Origin of the sequence: Hymenobacter telluris, assembly GCF_017313265.1 — a bacterium.
GTDB lineage: Bacteria > Bacteroidota > Bacteroidia > Cytophagales > Hymenobacteraceae > Hymenobacter > Hymenobacter telluris.
Genome location: NZ_JAFLQZ010000015.1, coordinates 66,516 through 83,090 on the forward strand (window position 1 = coordinate 66,516; position 16,575 = coordinate 83,090).

General features: G+C 57.7%; 13 protein-coding genes. 9 read left to right on the top strand and 4 right to left on the bottom strand.

The genetic code is table 11. The features are described from left to right. Window positions 1-296: 296 nt before the first annotated feature. Complete coding sequence (locus tag J0X19_RS18625; RefSeq protein WP_206985931.1) at window positions 297-2,591, bottom strand: aconitate hydratase; 2,295 nt, start codon at window positions 2,589-2,591, stop codon at window positions 297-299. Between the two features lie 258 nt (window positions 2,592-2,849). Between J0X19_RS18625 and J0X19_RS18630 the strand changes: the two genes are divergently transcribed. Beyond that, complete coding sequence (locus J0X19_RS18630; protein WP_206985932.1) at window positions 2,850-4,175, top strand: peroxiredoxin family protein; 1,326 nt, start codon at window positions 2,850-2,852, stop codon at window positions 4,173-4,175. 107 nt (window positions 4,176-4,282) lie between these two features. On the opposite strand, the gene J0X19_RS18635 is transcribed toward J0X19_RS18630, so the two are convergent. Next, entirely contained in the window at window positions 4,283-4,834 is a 552-nt protein-coding gene (locus J0X19_RS18635; protein ID WP_206985933.1) for a hypothetical protein, read from the bottom strand. Between the two features lie 186 nt (window positions 4,835-5,020). On the opposite strand from J0X19_RS18635, the gene J0X19_RS18640 reads away from it, so the two are divergent. The 5 genes from J0X19_RS18640 (at window position 5,021) to dnaK (ending at window position 11,887) form a co-directional block, all read left to right on the top strand. Continuing rightward, window positions 5,021-7,099 carry a VWA domain-containing protein gene (locus tag J0X19_RS18640; protein ID WP_242582969.1) on the top strand — a complete coding sequence of 693 codons (2,079 nt, stop codon included), beginning with the start codon at window positions 5,021-5,023 and terminating at the stop codon, window positions 7,097-7,099. Window positions 7,100-7,260: 161 nt separating this feature from the next. Then, window positions 7,261-8,160, top strand: a complete 900-nt coding sequence (locus J0X19_RS18645; protein ID WP_206985934.1) for a pseudouridine synthase — start codon at window positions 7,261-7,263, stop codon at window positions 8,158-8,160. After that, on the top strand, window positions 8,160-9,161 hold the full coding sequence (locus J0X19_RS18650; RefSeq protein WP_206985935.1) for an alpha/beta hydrolase: 1,002 nt from the start codon (window positions 8,160-8,162) through the stop codon (window positions 9,159-9,161). The genes J0X19_RS18645 and J0X19_RS18650 overlap by 1 nt, the downstream gene beginning before the upstream one ends. Then, window positions 9,121-9,735, top strand: a complete 615-nt coding sequence (locus J0X19_RS18655) for an immunity 53 family protein (protein WP_206985936.1) — start codon at window positions 9,121-9,123, stop codon at window positions 9,733-9,735. The genes J0X19_RS18650 and J0X19_RS18655 overlap by 41 nt, the downstream gene beginning before the upstream one ends. Window positions 9,736-9,940: 205 nt before the next feature. Beyond that, a complete protein-coding gene (gene dnaK / locus J0X19_RS18660; RefSeq protein WP_206985937.1) occupies window positions 9,941-11,887 on the top strand; it encodes a molecular chaperone DnaK in 1,947 nt (648 codons plus the stop codon). 293 nt (window positions 11,888-12,180) lie between these two features. Here dnaK and J0X19_RS18665 read toward each other — a convergent pair whose 3' ends face one another. Together J0X19_RS18665 and J0X19_RS18670 are read right to left on the bottom strand one after the other, a co-directional pair. Next, window positions 12,181-12,732, bottom strand: a complete 552-nt coding sequence (locus J0X19_RS18665) for a 2'-5' RNA ligase family protein (RefSeq protein ID WP_206985938.1) — start codon at window positions 12,730-12,732, stop codon at window positions 12,181-12,183. A 119-nt stretch (window positions 12,733-12,851) separates the two neighbouring features. Beyond that, window positions 12,852-13,919, bottom strand: a complete 1,068-nt coding sequence (locus J0X19_RS18670) for an endonuclease/exonuclease/phosphatase family protein (protein WP_206985939.1) — start codon at window positions 13,917-13,919, stop codon at window positions 12,852-12,854. Window positions 13,920-14,252: 333 nt separating this feature from the next. Between J0X19_RS18670 and J0X19_RS18675 the strand changes: the two genes are divergently transcribed. From J0X19_RS18675 to hemE, 3 genes are all read left to right on the top strand, one after another. Further along, complete coding sequence (locus J0X19_RS18675; protein WP_206985940.1) at window positions 14,253-14,870, top strand: MarC family protein; 618 nt, start codon at window positions 14,253-14,255, stop codon at window positions 14,868-14,870. A 15-nt stretch (window positions 14,871-14,885) separates the two neighbouring features. Beyond that, complete coding sequence (locus tag J0X19_RS18680; RefSeq protein WP_206985941.1) at window positions 14,886-15,452, top strand: hypothetical protein; 567 nt, start codon at window positions 14,886-14,888, stop codon at window positions 15,450-15,452. A 68-nt stretch (window positions 15,453-15,520) separates the two neighbouring features. After that, window positions 15,521-16,552 (top strand): uroporphyrinogen decarboxylase, encoded by a 1,032-nt coding sequence (gene hemE / locus J0X19_RS18685; RefSeq protein WP_206985942.1) that lies wholly within the window; start codon window positions 15,521-15,523, stop codon window positions 16,550-16,552. The last annotated feature ends 23 nt before the right edge of the window (window positions 16,553-16,575 follow it).

Genomic DNA, 16,575 nt, shown 5'->3' on the forward strand with positions numbered 1-16,575 from the left:
TAACACGTTAAGAGGCTTTTTGAGTGAAGCAGTCAGAACGGTGTAGAGACGCATACTTGCGTCTTGTCGTCCGCGCCTTTCAGTCGGTTTCGTTCAACGACTAGACGCAAGTATGCGTCTCTACACCGTTCTGACTGCTTCTAAACAATCCAAGTAGGTAAAAAATGGAACAGCCCTACCTCATCCTGCGCCCGCTTGTCGAGGCATGATGGGCAATGTAGCCGCTCAGTACCAACACAAAAGAGCCGCTTCTCACGAAGCGGCTCTTTGCGTAACAGCTAGAAATCAGCTCGGTATTACTTCTGCGACAATTCTGCGCCGCTGGCTTCTTTCTGGCGGATCAGGTTCAGGGCCGAACCGGCTTTGAACCACTCAATCTGGCCTTCATTGTAGGTGTGGTTCACCGTAATCAGGTCAGTGTCGCCGTCGGCGTGGTGCAGGCGGATTTGCAGCGGCTGGCCAGGCTGGAAGCTGTTGAGGCCAAGGATGTCGATGATGTCGTTTTCCTCAATCAGGTCGTAGTCGGCCTTGTTGGCGAAGGTGAGGGCCAGCATGCCCTGCTTCTTGAGGTTGGTTTCGTGAATCCGGGCGAAGCTCTTCACCAGGATGGCGCGTACGCCCAAGTGGCGTGGCTCCATGGCGGCGTGCTCCCGGCTCGAACCTTCTCCGTAGTTCTCATCCCCCACTACAATCGACCCGATGCCCTGGGCTTTGTAGTTACGCGCCACCGCCGGAACCGGCGAGTACGGCGTGCCCGAGGTCAGCGCGTCCTTCACCGAGTTTGCCTCGCCGTTGAAGGAGTTGGTGGCCCCGATGAGCATGTTGTTGGAGATGTTGTCGAGGTGGCCGCGGTATTTCAACCACGGGCCGGCCATCGAAATGTGGTCGGTGGTGCACTTGCCCTGGGCCTTGATGAGCAGCCGCAACCCTTTCAGGTCGGTGCCTTCCCACGGCTTGAACGGCGCCAGCAGTTGCAGACGGTCGGAACCGGGGTCCACGATAACCTGCACGGCGGAGCTGTCGTCGGCCGGAGCCTGGTAGCCGGCATCTTCCACGGCGTAGCCAGCTGGCGGCATTTCCAGGCCCGATGGCTCGTCGAACTTCACTTGCTGACCGTCTTTGGTGGTCAGGGTGTCAACCAGCGGGTTGAAGGTCAGGTCGCCGGCAATAGCGAAGGCCGTTACGATTTCGGGCGAGGCCACGAAAGCGTGCGTGTTTGGGTTGCCGTCGTTGCGCTTGGCAAAGTTGCGGTTGAAGCTCGTGATGATGGAGTTCTTGCGCTTGGGGTCGTCGGTGTGGCGGGCCCACTGCCCGATGCACGGCCCGCAGGCGTTGGCCAGCACCACGCCACCCATCTGGGCGAAGGTGTCCAGCAACCCGTCGCGCTCCACGGTGTAGCGTACCAGCTCCGAGCCAGGCGTTACCGTGAATTCGGCGTTTACGGTCAGGCCTTTGCTTACCGCCTGCGACGCTACCGAAGCCGCGCGGGTGATGTCTTCGTACGACGAGTTGGTACACGAGCCAATCAAGCCAACTTCCAGCTTCTCGGGCCAGCCATGCTCCCGCACAGCGGCAGCAAACTCGGAAATCGGCCAGGCGGCGTCCGGCGTGAACGGGCCGTTCACGTACGGCTCCAGCGTGTTCAGGTCGATTTCGATGAGCTGGTCGTAGTAGGCTTTTGGGTCGGCGTATACTTCATCGTCGGCGCGCAGATGCTCGGCCACGGCGGCGGCGGCATCGGCAATTTCGGCCCGGCTGGTGCCGCGCAGATAGTCGCCCATCTTCTCGTCGTAGCTGAATACCGAGGTGGTAGCCCCAATTTCAGCCCCCATGTTGCAGATGGTGCCTTTGCCGGTAGCCGAGAGGCTGTTGGCACCTTCACCGAAGTATTCTACAATTGCACCGGTACCGCCTTTTACGGTCAGGATACCAGCCACTTTCAGGATTACGTCTTTCGCGGAAGTCCAGCCGTTCATTTTGCCGGTCAGCTTCACGCCGATTACTTTCGGGAATTTCAACTCCCAGGCCATGCCGGCCATTACGTCCACGGCGTCGGCGCCACCAACCCCAATGGCAATCATGCCGAGGCCACCCGCGTTGGGCGTGTGCGAGTCGGTACCGATCATCATGCCGCCGGGAAAGGCGTAGTTTTCGAGTACCACTTGGTGAATGATGCCCGCACCGGGCTTCCAGAAGCCGATGCCGTATTTATTGGAAACCGAAGCCAGGAAGTCGTATACTTCTTTGTTCTCGGAGTTGGCAATGGCCAAATCCTCGTCGGCGCCATCTTTGGCCTGAATCAGGTGGTCGCAGTGTACGGTGCTGGGTACGGCCACTTGGGCTTTACCGGCCTGCATGAACTGGAGCAGCGCCATTTGAGCGGTAGCATCCTGCATGGCCACCCGGTCAGGAGCGAAATCGACGTAAGAAACACCCCGCTGATACGCCTGCGAAACAGAGCCGCCGTACAGGTGAGCGTACAGGATTTTTTCAGTCAGGGTAAGCGGACGGCCAACAGCAGCGCGCGCTGCCTCAATACGCTGGCCCATACCAGCGTACACCGCCTTGATCATTTCTAAGTCAAACGCCATAATGCGAGAGGGAAAAATGTGGAGGGAACGAACCTACTAGGAGGTAGGTACGCAAATATAGGTACCGAGTAGGGCGCGTCCCAATTTTTCGGGGCTTTGCGGCTCTTGCGCGGCCTCATTTAGAATGATTCCAATGAGCCTGCGTGAAAACGGAACGCCGCGCTCCTTGTATAGGCAGTACCTTCACGGGCCTTAGGTAGTAAACTAATAGCGGCCCGCAGTAGTTTAGTGCCGCATCAACCTTTTCAACTTTTCTCTATGCCCGTTGCCTTCTTCTTTCGCAAGGCTGTAGCTGGGGCCGGACTCGCGCTGGCCGTAGCGGCCTGTCAGTCAAACTCATCATCAGAAAATCAAGCGGCCACTACGGCCGGCACGCCCCTTACAGCCGGCACCTGGCGCGGCGTACTCTCGGCGCAGGGCCAGGAAATACCGTTTTTGTTTGATGTGGCTACCGACGGCGGCAAGCCCACCGTAACGTTGCGCAACGGCGAAGAACGTCTTAAGCTCGATGAAATCAGTTCGGCTGGAGACTCCACAACCATCCGTTTGGGTGTGTTCGACGCGGCTTTGGTGGTGCACGCCGACGGGGCCGACAAGCTGCGGGGCACTTGGGTGAAATACGATGGCAAAGAGCCGTACCGGGTGCCGTTTAGCGCCGCCAAAGCTGCCACTTCTACGGCCTTGTTCACGGGCGACACCAAACCGGTGGAAACCTACGGCGACATGAAAAAGGGCGCCACGTTCCGGGTGGAATTCAAGGGTGACGACGGCGAAACGTACCCGGCCGTGGGCATCATCACCCAGGACAGCGTGAATACCTCGCAGCTCACGGGCACCTTCCTGACTTCCACCGGCGACTACCGCTACCTGGCCGGAAACCTCGTAAACAAGGCCGACGGCGAGCATATCCTGCTTTCCACCTTCGATGGCAGCCACGGCTTTCTGTTTGATGGCAAACTAGCCAAGCCCGGCAACATCAACAACATCACCGGCGACTTCTACGCCGGCAAATCCGGCCACGAAACCTGGACTGCCGTACTCGACGGCAACGCCAAGCTGCCCGATGCCAACGCCCTGGCAGGCATGAAGCCCGGCCAGAAAAAGCTGGATTTCAAGTTCCCGAGCGTGTATGAAGGCGGCAGCATCTCTCCCACTGACCCCAAGTACAAGGGCAAGGTGGTAGTGCTGCAAATCCTGGGCTCGTGGTGCCCAAACTGCATGGACGAAACCAACTTCCTGGCCCCCTGGTACGAGAAGAACAAGCAGCGCGGCGTGGAAATCATCGGGCTGGGTTACGAGCGTACCTCCGACCAGAAACTAGCGTCGCAGAAGCTGCTCAAGATGAAGCAGCGCCTCAACGTGGGCTACGACTTAGCCGTGGCCGGCGTGGCCAACAAGGATTCGGCCGCCAACTCCCTGCCGCAGCTGGCGAAAGTGGTAGCCTTCCCCACCACCATCTTCCTGGACAAGAAAGGCGAGGTGCGCAAGATTCACACCGGCTTCTCCGGCCCCGGCACCGGCAAGTACTACCAGCAGGAAACCGAGGAGTTCGAGAAAACCGTGGCGAGTTTGCTGGCGGAATAGCTTGACGCACGTCCTTTCTCGTACTTATCAACACCACAAGGTCCTTCGTGCTAGCACGAAGGACCTTGTGGTTTCAAGCAGCGTAATAATTATGTGGGCTGAGCACTTTAGTTGCCGAATAACTTTTCTCGCAATGCTTTATGTCCCCTCCAACTATACTGGGTATCATAAACCCATATTTGAGGTTTCTCATTATCCATTCCAACCCAATATATATTTCCGGCATGGAATGTACGCAGGTCTTTCAAGCTGTAATTGAGCAAAGCATGCATGTATCGCACAATAGCTTTTTCATCGTCGACACTTAGCACTTTCTGCTTTTCCAAGAAATACTTTCTGTCAGCCCGGTAAGAGCATCCTATTGTATCAAGGAAAAAATCCGCAGTAAATGGTCTTTGTCTAAATTCTACATAGCCTAGTCTTTCTCTAACGTCACCTTCATCAGACAAGTACACTTTTATTAACTCCCGATGCCCACCAAACTCTCCACATTCTGAGTATTGTGCATAAATGAAAAGGGTATCTCCGTAAGATATATTGCCGATTACATGCTCCTCACTATGCTTTGCTTGATTCACGTGAGGTGCAACAGGCTTTCGTGTGAATACTATCACTAAAACAGACACTGCTACCAGCAGCACTAATGCAGCTTTCCACATACTCTCAGCCAGCTTATTCTATAGAGTCTGATTTATATATGTTGAGGCAATATGCTTTTTATTCAGGTTAAGTGAAGTCCTGTCTGCTAACTTCCTACTTTGGCTAACCAACTCTGCCACTACCTTCGCAAGCAACTTCCCGGCTAGTTTCGGGGTTCTTGATACTCTCACTCGCTATTCCTGTCTTTGATTTCCGTCGCTGCTTCTCCCTGGTTGATTCTGCTGTGCCTGGCCGTGGGCGCGGGCTACGCGGCTCTGTTGTATTCGGCTAGAGCGCCGTGGAGCAAGGCGCTGAATTACGGGCTGGCAGCCCTGCGCTTTGTGGTGGTGAGCTTTCTGTGCTTTCTGCTACTCTCCCCGTTCCTGAAAACCACTACCAACACCACCGAAAAGCCTACGGTCGTGTTGGCCGTCGATAACTCGCAGTCGGTGGGGCTGTTCACGCCGCCTGCCGTGCTAGGCCAAGCCCAAACCGGGCTGCAACAGCTTGCCGAAACGATGCGCGGCCGCGGCTTCGAGGTGGAAACCCGCACGCTCGGACCCGGTGCGGGCCGTCCTGTGCCCCCCGATTCGGTGCGCTTCACGGCCCCGGCCACCGACCTGAACGGGCTACTAACCGGCGTGCGCGAAACGTATGAGGGGCGCAATCTGGCCGGTGTAGTGCTGGTGTCGGATGGCATTGTGAATCAGGGCCAGTCGCCGACGTATTCCGAATTCAACTTCCCGATTTATTCGGTGGCTGTGGGTGACACGCTGCCCAAGAAAGACCTAAGCCTGCCCACGCTGAACTACAACCGGGTGGCCTTCAGTGGCAACAAATTCCCGATTGAGGCCGAAATAACCTACGACGGGTTTGCGGGCGGTACGGCCACCGTGCAGCTGCGCGAAAACGGCCGGGTGCTGCAAACCCAGCGGGTACGCCTGCCCGCCGGCCAGCGCCGTACCAAAACCACGTTTACGGTAGTAGCCCCGGCACCCGGCAAACGCCGCTACGAAGTGGTGGTAGAGCCCCAAGCCGGGGAGCTTACCACGCTCAACAACAGCAAATTCGCTTATATCGAAGTTGTGAAAGGCAAGCTGCGGGTGCTGCTGGCCGGGGCCGCGCCGCACCCTGACCTGAAGGCCCTGCGCGCGGCCATCCAGCAAAACGACAACTTCGACCTGGTTACGTATCTGCCCGGCATCAGCCCGCTGAAAAGCCAGGACTACGACGTAGCCATCTTGCACCAGCTGCCGGCCCGTAGCGGTGAAGGCGCTGAGGTGCTGGCCCAGGTGCGTAGCCGCCGCATTCCGGCCCTGTACATTGTGGGCGCGCAATCCGACTTCAACGCCTACAACAACGTGGGTACCGGCCTGACCATCCTGCCCCGCGGCACCCAAACCGACGATGTAACACCCGTGCTGAACCCGGCGTTTTCACGGTTCACCTTTGAAGAAGAGGCCTTGCGGCGGTTTGCCGCGTACCCACCCGCCCCGGTACCGTTCGGGGATTTGCGCCTGGGCGGCGGGGCCGAAGTGGCCTTATTTCAGCAGGTGGGTCGTTTGCGGACGCAGAAGCCGCTGCTGGTTTTTGGTGGCGCGGGCACGCAGCGCCAGGCTACTTTGCTCACCGATGGTAGCTGGCAGTGGCGCCTCCAGGAAGCCGTGGAGCACGACGACCAACCCGAGGCCTACGACCGGCTCGTGATTCGCACGCTCCAGTTGCTCACCCAGAACGCCAACAAAAAGCGCCTCGATGTGTATCCCACCCAGGACGCTTTCAGCACCCAGGACGATGTGACCTTCGGGGCCGAAACCTACAACGCCATTTTCGAGCGGATCTACGGCCAGCAAATCACGCTCACGCTTACCGACGAGCAGAAAAAAACGCGCACCTTCAGCTACACCAACTCCGAAGATGGCGCGCCGCTGCACCTTGGCACGCTACCCGGCGGCGTGTACCGCTACGCGGCCCGCGCCACGTTGAGCGGCCAGGCCCAGCAAGACCAGGGCGAGTTACTGATTCAGGAGCAACAGCTGGAAGCCCTCGAAGCCCGCGCCGACCACAACCTGCTGTACCAATTAGCCCGCCGCAGCAACTCGCGGCTGTATTATCCGCAGCAATTCACCCAGCTCACCCAGGATATTCTCAAGGCCGATTACAAGCCGGTCATCTACTCGCAGGAAGACCTGAAGGACCTCATCAACCTGAAGTGGCTGTTCTTCCTGATTCTGGCCTTCGTGACAGCGGAGTGGGCCACGCGCAAATATTCGGGCGGGGTATAGCGGCGGTTGATAGAATGGTGTAGAGACGCAACATCTTGCGTCTCGTCGTTGAACGACCGGAGCCACGCAGAACTGCGCACAATAATAAGCTCAGCAACGCCGAGACGCGAAGTGTCGCGTCTCTACAGCTTTTGTATAGCCCCGCGTGGTACCTTTGCAGTATGCGCTACATTCTGGTCAACAAACCCTACGAAGTCCTCACCCAATTCACCGACGAGCAAGGCCGCGCCACGCTCAAGGATTTCGTGGCCATTCCGAACATCTACCCAGTGGGGCGGCTGGATTTCGACTCCGAGGGCCTGGTGCTGCTCACCGACGACAAGCAGCTTCAGCACCGCCTTTCCGAGCCCCGTTTCAAAGTAGCGAAAACCTACTGGGTGCAGGTAGAAGGCATCCCGACCGAAGAAGCGCTGGAAACGTTGCGCCGCGGCGTAGACATCAAAAGCGGCTTCACTTCCCCCGCCGAAGCCCGCTTACTACCCACCGACACCGAGCTGTGGCCTCGGAGCAAGCCGGTCCGGTTCCGAGCCAACATCCCAACCAGCTGGGTTGAAATCACCATTTCGCAGGGCATGAACCGGCAGGTGCGCAAGATGACGGCCGCCGTGGGCTTTCCCACGCTCCGGCTGGTGCGCGTAGCTATTGCCGATTTGCGCGTAGAGGGCTTGGAGCCCGGTAAATGGCGTGAGCTGACCACCGAAGAAGTGCAGGCCCTGAAAGAAGATATGGCTGCCCAGACTGCCGCGGCGGGCACGTTCAAAACGCCCGGCAAAACCTCGGAGTACTGGCCCGGCGGCGTCCGGCCCGGTACGGCCAAACCCAACCAGAACAGCGCGGGCGGCTACAACCGTGGTGGTTTCGGCGGCGCATCGGGCAGCAAAACCAAAGGCGATGCGCGGGCGGCGGGCGTACGGGGCTCCGGCCGTAATGCCAAGCCCACTGGTGGCACCAAAGCCAAGCCTACCGGTGGCCCAAAGTCAACGCCCGGCAAAACCGGCAGTAAGCCCGGTCCGAAATCGGCCGGACGCGGAACCGCGGGTGGCCGCGGCGGCCGGAGCTGATGGCTGCCCGGCGGAAGTGGCAGCGGCGCCTGTTGCTGCTGGCGGCGGTGGCGTTTGGGGCCATGAACCTAGTGGCGGCCTTCCACGCCTGGCGCTTCACCCATTTCACCACCGAAGCGGGCACCCACACCGACAACCCCGAGCAACTGACCGCCACGCAGAAGCTGTGGGTACTGCTGACCGGCATCAAAAACCCGAAGCCAGTAAACCACCAGAGGCCGAGCTTCCCTTATCGAACCATCCACCTCACTAGCCCCAATGGCCAACTGGAAGCGTGGTACGGCGCGGTACCGCACGCCCAGGGCACGGTGGCGCTGTTCCACGGCTATACCAGCTCCAAAGGCAAGCTCCTGACCGAAGCCGCCACCTTTCGCCGCCTCGGCTACAACGTACTGCTCACCGATTTTGCCGGCAACGGGGGCTCTACGGGCAACGTCTGCACCGTCGGCCACCACGAAGCCGCTGATGTAGCGGCCGTAACGCGCTGGCTGCAACGCCGGCCCGGCCCGGTGTTTATCTACGCCAACTCGATGGGAGCCGTGGCCACCTTGCGGGCCGAAGCGGAGCTAGGGGTGCGCCCTACCGCCAACGTGCTAGAGTGCCCTTATGGCTCCATGCTTGAAACCGCCCAAAGTCGTTTCCGCTCCATGCACGTTCCGCCGTTCCCGATGGCCAATTTGCTGGTATTCTGGGGCGGCGTGGAAAACAACTTTTGGGCCTTCGACCTCAACGCTACGGATTACGCCACCCGCATCAGCACCCCTACCCTCCTGCTATGGGGCACTGCTGACCCGCGCGTAACCCGCCCGGAAACCGACGCCATCTATACGGCTCTGCGTGGCCCCAAGCAGCGGCAGGATTTCCCTGGTTCCGGCCACGAACCATACTGGCGCAAGCATAAGGCGCAGTGGGAACAGACGATTCAGAATTTCACTAACAACTATTCTCAATCAGCAGCTTATGGATCTTCTACAACGAATTCAACGCTGGTACACAATTAACTGCAACGGCGACTGGGAACATGATTACGGAATTTCTGTTTGGCACGGAATATCAGTTCAAACATTAGACAACCCCGGCTGGATAGTGTCTATCGACTTAGAAGACACATGTGTAAAGCAGGCTGACTTGCCTTACGTGTTGCATGAACGAAACACAACTGATTGGTTCGGTTATAAAGTAGAAAACGGAAAATTTGAAGGAGTTGGAGGGCCTGAAAACCTTTCTGAAATTCTGAGCTATTTCCTTGACACCTTTCTACCAGCACACATCGACCCAACCTGTACTCTAGAAATTCACTTGCCCGTACTTGGCTATGAGAATCGGTTGTGGTTGAAAGCGGAAGCTAAGATGCTTTCAGAGTCAGTAGTCGAAATTACAGCTGTTGCTGACCGACAGCATTCACAGTCTTATGAGTGGGGACTTGATACCGATTTAGACTTGCTCAATGAGCTGGAATCTTCGCTTTCGGAGTTACAAGTGGATTACGTGCTTGGCGACAACGCCGAACCATACGTATTTCAATCCAACGACAATATGCTACGCACCTTCTTAGTAGCACCAAGCAAGAGCTAACTCTGCCCCAGTGGCAGAATATCCTGCGGCTGTAAATTTCGTAGAAGTCAGTCCGGCGGTAATTTCTGGTGGAAGGCCTTTAAAAATGACAATCTGTCACAAATAAAGCCTTTTACCGGGGCTGGTACGAGCCTTGTAATTCCCCCGGTGCGAGTGATTCGCAACACAACCTGACACCTCAACTTACTACATAACAACCATTCAAATGGGCAAAATAATCGGTATTGACCTCGGCACTACCAACTCGTGCGTCGCCGTAATGGAAGGCAACGAGCCGGTGGTAATTCCAAATAGCGAAGGCCGCCGCACCACTCCTTCCATCGTGGCGTTCCTCGACAATGGCAAAGGTGAGCGGAAAGTCGGTGACCCGGCCAAGCGTCAGGCCATTACCAACCCCACCAACACCATCCAGTCGATTAAGCGTTTCATGGGTCGCGCCTTCGGCGAAGTGACCGAAGAAGCCAAAAACGTATCGTACGCGCTGGAGCGGGGTTCCAACAGCACGGTAGCCGTGAAAATTGGCGACCGGCAGTACACGCCGCAGGAAATTTCGGCGATGGTGCTTCAGAAAATGAAGCAGACCGCTGAAGACTACCTCGGCCAGACCGTAACCGAAGCCGTTATTACGGTTCCGGCTTACTTCAACGACGCCCAGCGCCAGGCTACCAAAGAAGCTGGTGCCATTGCCGGCCTCGACGTAAAACGCATTATCAACGAGCCTACCGCCGCTGCCTTGGCGTACGGCCTCGATAAGAAGCACACCGACCAGAAAATTGCCGTGTATGACCTGGGTGGTGGTACCTTCGATATCTCCATCCTGGAGCTCGGCGATGGGGTGTTTGAAGTACTGAGCACCAACGGTGACACCCACCTCGGTGGTGACGACTTCGACCAGGTAATCATCAACTTCTTGGCTGAAACTTTCGCCAGCGAAAACGAAGGCCTCGACCTGCGCAAAGACGCTATGGCCCTCCAGCGCTTGAAAGAAGCCGCCGAGAAAGCCAAAGTGGAGCTGTCGTCTTCGACCGAAACGGAAATCAACCTGCCCTACGTAACGGCTACGGCTTCGGGCCCCAAGCACTTGGTGGTGAAACTGAGCCGCGCTAAGTTCGAGCAGCTAGCTGACAACCTGGTTCGTCGTTCGATGGAGCCGGTGAAGAAAGCCCTGCAAGATGCTGGCCTGAGCACGTCGGATATCAACGAGGTTATCCTCGTGGGTGGTTCGACCCGCATTCCGCGCATTCAGGAAGAAGTAGAGAAGTTCTTCGGTAAGAAGCCTTCGAAAGGTGTGAACCCCGACGAAGTGGTGGCCATTGGGGCTGCTATCCAGGGTGGGGTACTGACCGGTGAAGTGAAGGACGTGCTTCTGCTCGACGTTACCCCGCTTTCGTTGGGTATCGAAACGATGGGCGGCGTAATGACCAAGCTCATCGAGTCGAACACGACCATTCCTACCAAGAAGTCCGAGACTTTCTCGACGGCTTCTGATAACCAGCCTTCGGTGGAGATTCACGTGTTGCAGGGCGAGCGTCCGCTGGCTTCGCAGAACCGCACCATCGGCCGCTTCCACCTCGACTCGATTCCACCGGCTCCCCGCGGCGTTCCGCAAATCGAAGTAACCTTCGACATCGACGCCAACGGTATCCTGCACGTATCGGCTAAAGACAAGGGCACTGGCAAAGAGCAGAAAATCCGTATCGAAGCTTCGTCGGGCCTCACCGACGCCGACATCGAGCGGATGCGCAACGAAGCCGCGGCCAACGCCGAAGCCGACAAAGCCGAAACCGAGCGTATCGGTAAGGTGAATGCCGCTGACTCGATGATCTTCCAGACCGAGAAGCAACTGAAAGAGTACGGCGACAAGCTGAGCGCTGGCAACAAAACGGCCGTTGAAAACGCCCTTGCTGACCTGAAAAAGGCCCACGAGAGCAAAGACATCAGCCAGATTGACACCGCCATGGAGGCCATCAACGCCGCTTGGCAGGCGGCCTCGCAGGAGATGTACGCCGCTACCCAAGGCGGTGCGGAAGGCCAGCCCGGCGCCGACGGTGGTAACCCCTTCGGTGGTGGACAGCCCGGCGGCAACGGTGCCCAGGGTCAGCCCCACGACAACGTAACCGACGTGGACTACGAAGAAGTAGGCAACAAGTAATTGCTGATTGTTGAATCGGTGATTATTAAGATAAAAGGCCCGAAGCGCATTGCTTCGGGCCTTTTTGTTTTCGGTGTAGAGACGCATAGTTGCGTCTCGTCGTTGGACGACATGTCCGCCCCGTTTTCCGGTTGCTGTAGGCTGTAGCGCGAAGCTCTGCTTCGCGTACCGTTGAACGACTTGCGTATGGTGCAGCTGTCCGCAACGATACGCGAAGCAGAGCTTCGCGCTACAGCCTGTAATCAGAGTATATAAACAACATCAGCAACGACGAGACGCGAAGTGTCGCGTCTCTACAATCGTTCTGCTGGGTTTAAGGGGAACGTGGCGCGGGGCTGCCATTGGTGGCCGTTGTGACGGAAAAGCGTGAGGGTTTTCACCGGAAATGAGGCGGCATACGAGCGGCTCTCGAAAAGATGTTGGAGTTCTGGCACCTGTGCTGGTGGAAGGTCGCGGGTGGCTAGGGTGAGGTGCGGGGTAAACGGGCGTTTCTCGCGTGGCACTTCGGGCAGGTGTATGGCGCACCACTCGACAAGCGCCGCGTGAAACGTTCTTATAGCCGCGGCTTCGCTTACCTGCACGAACAGCGTCCGGTCACCGAACCAGGCGAAATCCTGCAAGCCGACGGTGAAGACGGACTGTGTTGCTGCAAAAGCTGTTAGCGCGGCTGTGCATCTGCCCTCGAACTCATCGGGCTGATGCAGGGGCGGAATCAGGGTGATGTGCGGTGGTAGGCGCACGGCGTTGCGGCTGCCCGTGAGGCGGTGTACCTCCTGCTTCAAGGCCCAGGTTGCCGAGAAAACAGGCTCGGGGGGCAACAGCGCCACCAGATACAAGCTGGCCATGCGTCAGGTGATTTATCGGCGCGCTAGTACAGCAACGCTGGGTTTACAGCTTTCACTTTCCCATACTAAAAACCCCACTCTACCAGCGTAGCTAGCGGAGTGGGGTTTCTACGGCAGTATCAGGTAGTCAATTCTTTCTTCTCCGGATTAGCGGCTTCCTCGGCTTCTTCTTCCGCTTCTTCCTCGTGGCCTTCCCTTATTTTCTCGTCGGCCTCCTGGTGGTCGTCGGCGTCGGCTTCCTCGCAGTTTTCCTCCTGCTTTTCTTTGTCGTGGGGCTCGTAGCTGAGCTTGATATAGATGGGAAAATGGTCGGAGCCCACATACGGCAGGCGCTGCATATCGTCCACCTTGAAATCGGGCGACACGAACACATGGTCGAGGGGCCAGCGGAGCACTGAGTAATCGGCGTGGAACGTGGGGAGCAGGCCGCGGCCAACGCGGGGGTCCATGAGCCCGCTCACCCGCCGGAACAGCTCGGAAGTGTGCGACCACGCCACGTCGTTCATATCCCCGAACACGATGGTTGGCTCATCGTGCTGCTCAATTTCCTTGCCTACAAGCAGTAGCTCAGCGTCGCGCTTGGTACTGGTTTTCGATTCGGCGGGTGCCGGGGGCTTGGGGTGCAGGCCGTAGAGCCGCACCCAGGTTTTGCCGTCGGGCAGCTGCACGCGGGAATGCAGGGAGGGTACGTCGTCGTCGAGCAAGTATTTCACCTGGCATCCTTCCAGCGGCAGCCGCGAAAAGAACAACAGACCATACGTGTTATCCAGCGGCTCGTGACAGGTGTAGGGGTGCGTTTTTTCCAGCGGCTTCAGCTGCTCGTACCACCACTTATCGGTTTCGACGGCCATAATAACGTCGGGGTCGGCTTGCTGGAGCGTGGCCAGTGCCTTGCCGCCTTCCTTGTTGAATTGCAGCACGTTCATAACGGCCAGGCTCAGATGGCGCTGGCCGTCTTTCAGGGTACTATCTCCCACCTGCTTGCCCACCAGCGGCGTGTAGGGCGCAATCCGCACCGACTGGTAGGCTACTACAATGCCCAGCGCGCCCATGGCGCTTAGCCCGGCCCAGCCGGGCAGCTGGTGCCACCCCAGCATGGCCGCACCGCCCAGCGTGAGCAGCGTTACGCCCACAATCTGAAGCCGCGGAAAATCAAATACCCGTATCCACCAAGCGGTTTGGCGCAAAAGTGGCAGCAGCGTGGCAACAACCGCCAACACGGCCAGCAAGAAAGTAAAACCATGCGCTATGAGAAGCCAAAGCGGTGCATCGAGGTTAGGCACAGGTGGGTGAAGTAAGGAGTGAAGGAGCGGGAAACGCCAACCCAGAAACCAGCGCACTACAGGACTGAGCGGGCAATTCGCTTATCTGGTTGCCGTACGCAAGTTGTTTTTTGCCGTGAGGCTGGGATTTGTACGCTAATGCGCAACCACGGTTGACCTTTCAAACATAGTACTTTCCTGGATTGCCGCTTCTATCAGGCCGCGTACCTTTGCTCGGCCTTGCACCGGCTGCCCGTCATGGAAATTCTACTTGCCACGTTTACCACGCTCTTCTCGGTTGTCAATCCGTTCGGGGCCATGCCCGTGTTTCTGACCCTAACGGAAGAAGACACGCCCGCCGAGCGCGCCAACATTGGCCTGCGGGCCTGCCTGTATATGATTGGGGTGTTGTCGGTGTCGTTTTTCGCGGGGCAGTACGTGCTCAATTTCTTCGGCATCAACATCCACCACCTGCGCATTGCGGGCGGCATCCTGCTCATGCGCTCCGCCTTCGATTTGCTTACGCCCGGCGGCAACCGCTCGAAGGTATCGGAAGAAACGCTGGAGGAGAGTATGCACAAAGATGACATTTCCTTCACCCCGCTGGCCATGCCCATGCTGTCGGGGCCGGGCTCTATGGCGGTGTGCATCGGCCTGTTCACCGAGAAGCTGAGCTTCCTGGATATGGGTTTGATTGTGCTGGGGTTCGTGCTGGTGGCGCTGGCGGCTTATGTTATTCTGATGTCGTCGCTCCGGCTGACCCGGTTTTTGGGTCGGCCGGGTATGGCCGCGTTGGCACGCATTATGGGCTTCATCACGCTGGCCATTGGGGTCAATTTTCTGGCCACGGCCATTAAGGCGCTGTTTCAGGAGTAAGCCAACAATCGTGTAATGGGCGGGGCTCTGCTAGTATTCTTTCTTATCGGCTTACTGGTTCTGTCTGTTCCAATTGGAATAGGTTGGAATATTTATGAATGGTTACGAAAAAGAGGCAATTTCATAGCATCACAAGTCTTTTTGGGTACAGCTAGTGCCATCCTGCTGACACTAGGCTACTTTGTATACACTGCTTTCTATCCGAATGACGAGTTTTATGAAACGGAGTTCAAGCAAATAACCTCTTCGTCTTTTCCGGAAACTGGTGTTCTTTTAGTCAAGGATGCGAGCTATCCAGATCAACATGGCGACTATAGTGTCTGCGCTTTAGTAGAAGTTTCACCGCAAGAATATCAGCGCACATTGCAGCAAGTTGCTAACGAGCCCACTTTCACTGCTGTAGATGTTGCTAATAATGCCCCATTTGCTCGTAGCGAGTCTTTTAACGCAGTGGCAGGAAATATTCCTGCTGCTTCTTATTCAAGAAGCTATTCGCGGGGCAGTACTGTTCATCACGCTTTTCAGTTCGTCGGTTTTTTAACTGACCGGAAAACCATCGTTATTTACCGCCATAGCAGCTGAAGCTATTTTCACTCTTCCGGCATCCAACTCTGTAATCCTGCGCCACAGGCCCTACCTTTGCGGCAGTTATGCTGAAGAACGACCTCCTGCTCCGTGCCGCTCGCGGCGAAGAAACCGAACGTACCCCCGTCTGGCTGATGCGCCAGGCCGGCCGCATCCTCCCCCAATATCGTGCCCTGCGGGGTCGCCTGAGCGGCTTCAAGGAGTTGGTGGAAACGCCCGACCTAGCCGCCGAAGTCACCATTCAGCCCGTGGATGCGCTGGACGTAGACGCCGCCATCATCTTCTCCGATATTCTGGTGGTGCCCGAAGCCATGGGCCTGACCTACGAAATGATAGAGGCCCGCGGGCCGCTGTTTCCCGAAACCATCAAAACCGCGCACGACGTAGCCCGCATGCGCATTGCCGACCCGGAAGAGCATTTAGGGTACGTACTGGAAGCCTTGCGCGTCACGAAGCGTGCCCTCAACGGCCGGGTGCCACTCATCGGGTTTGCCGGCGCCCCCTGGACTATTCTGGCCTACATGGTGGAGGGCCACGGCTCGAAAACCTTCAGCAAAGCCCGCCGCATGCTCTACGCTGAGCCCGCACTGGCTCACGAGTTGCTCGCCAAGATTACCGCTACCACTATTGCGTATCTGAAAGCGCAGGTGGAAGCTGGCGCCAACATCATACAGGTATTCGACTCGTGGGCCGGGATTCTGCCGCCCGCGCACTACCAGGAGTTCAGCACGCGCTACATTGCCGAAATCTGCCGCGCTATTCCGGAGGTGCCCGTCACGGTGTTTGCCAAAGGGGCTTTCTGGGCCGTGGAAGAGTTTGCCACCCTCCCCTGCCGCACCATCGGCCTGGACTGGAACCAGGATGCCCGCGCCGTGCGCCCGCTGGTAGGCGACAAAACCCTGCAAGGCAACCTCGACCCCTGCGCCCTCTACGGCACGCCCGCCCAAGTGCGCGCCGCTACCACCGCCATGCTCGACCAGTTCGGACCGCACCGCCACATTGCCAACCTCGGCCACGGCGTCTACCCCGACACCAACCCCGACAACGTGAAGGTGTTCATTGAGACAGTAAAGGAATACAGCCCAACGTTGCGCTAGGCGGTCGGCAAAAGCTGCTTTTC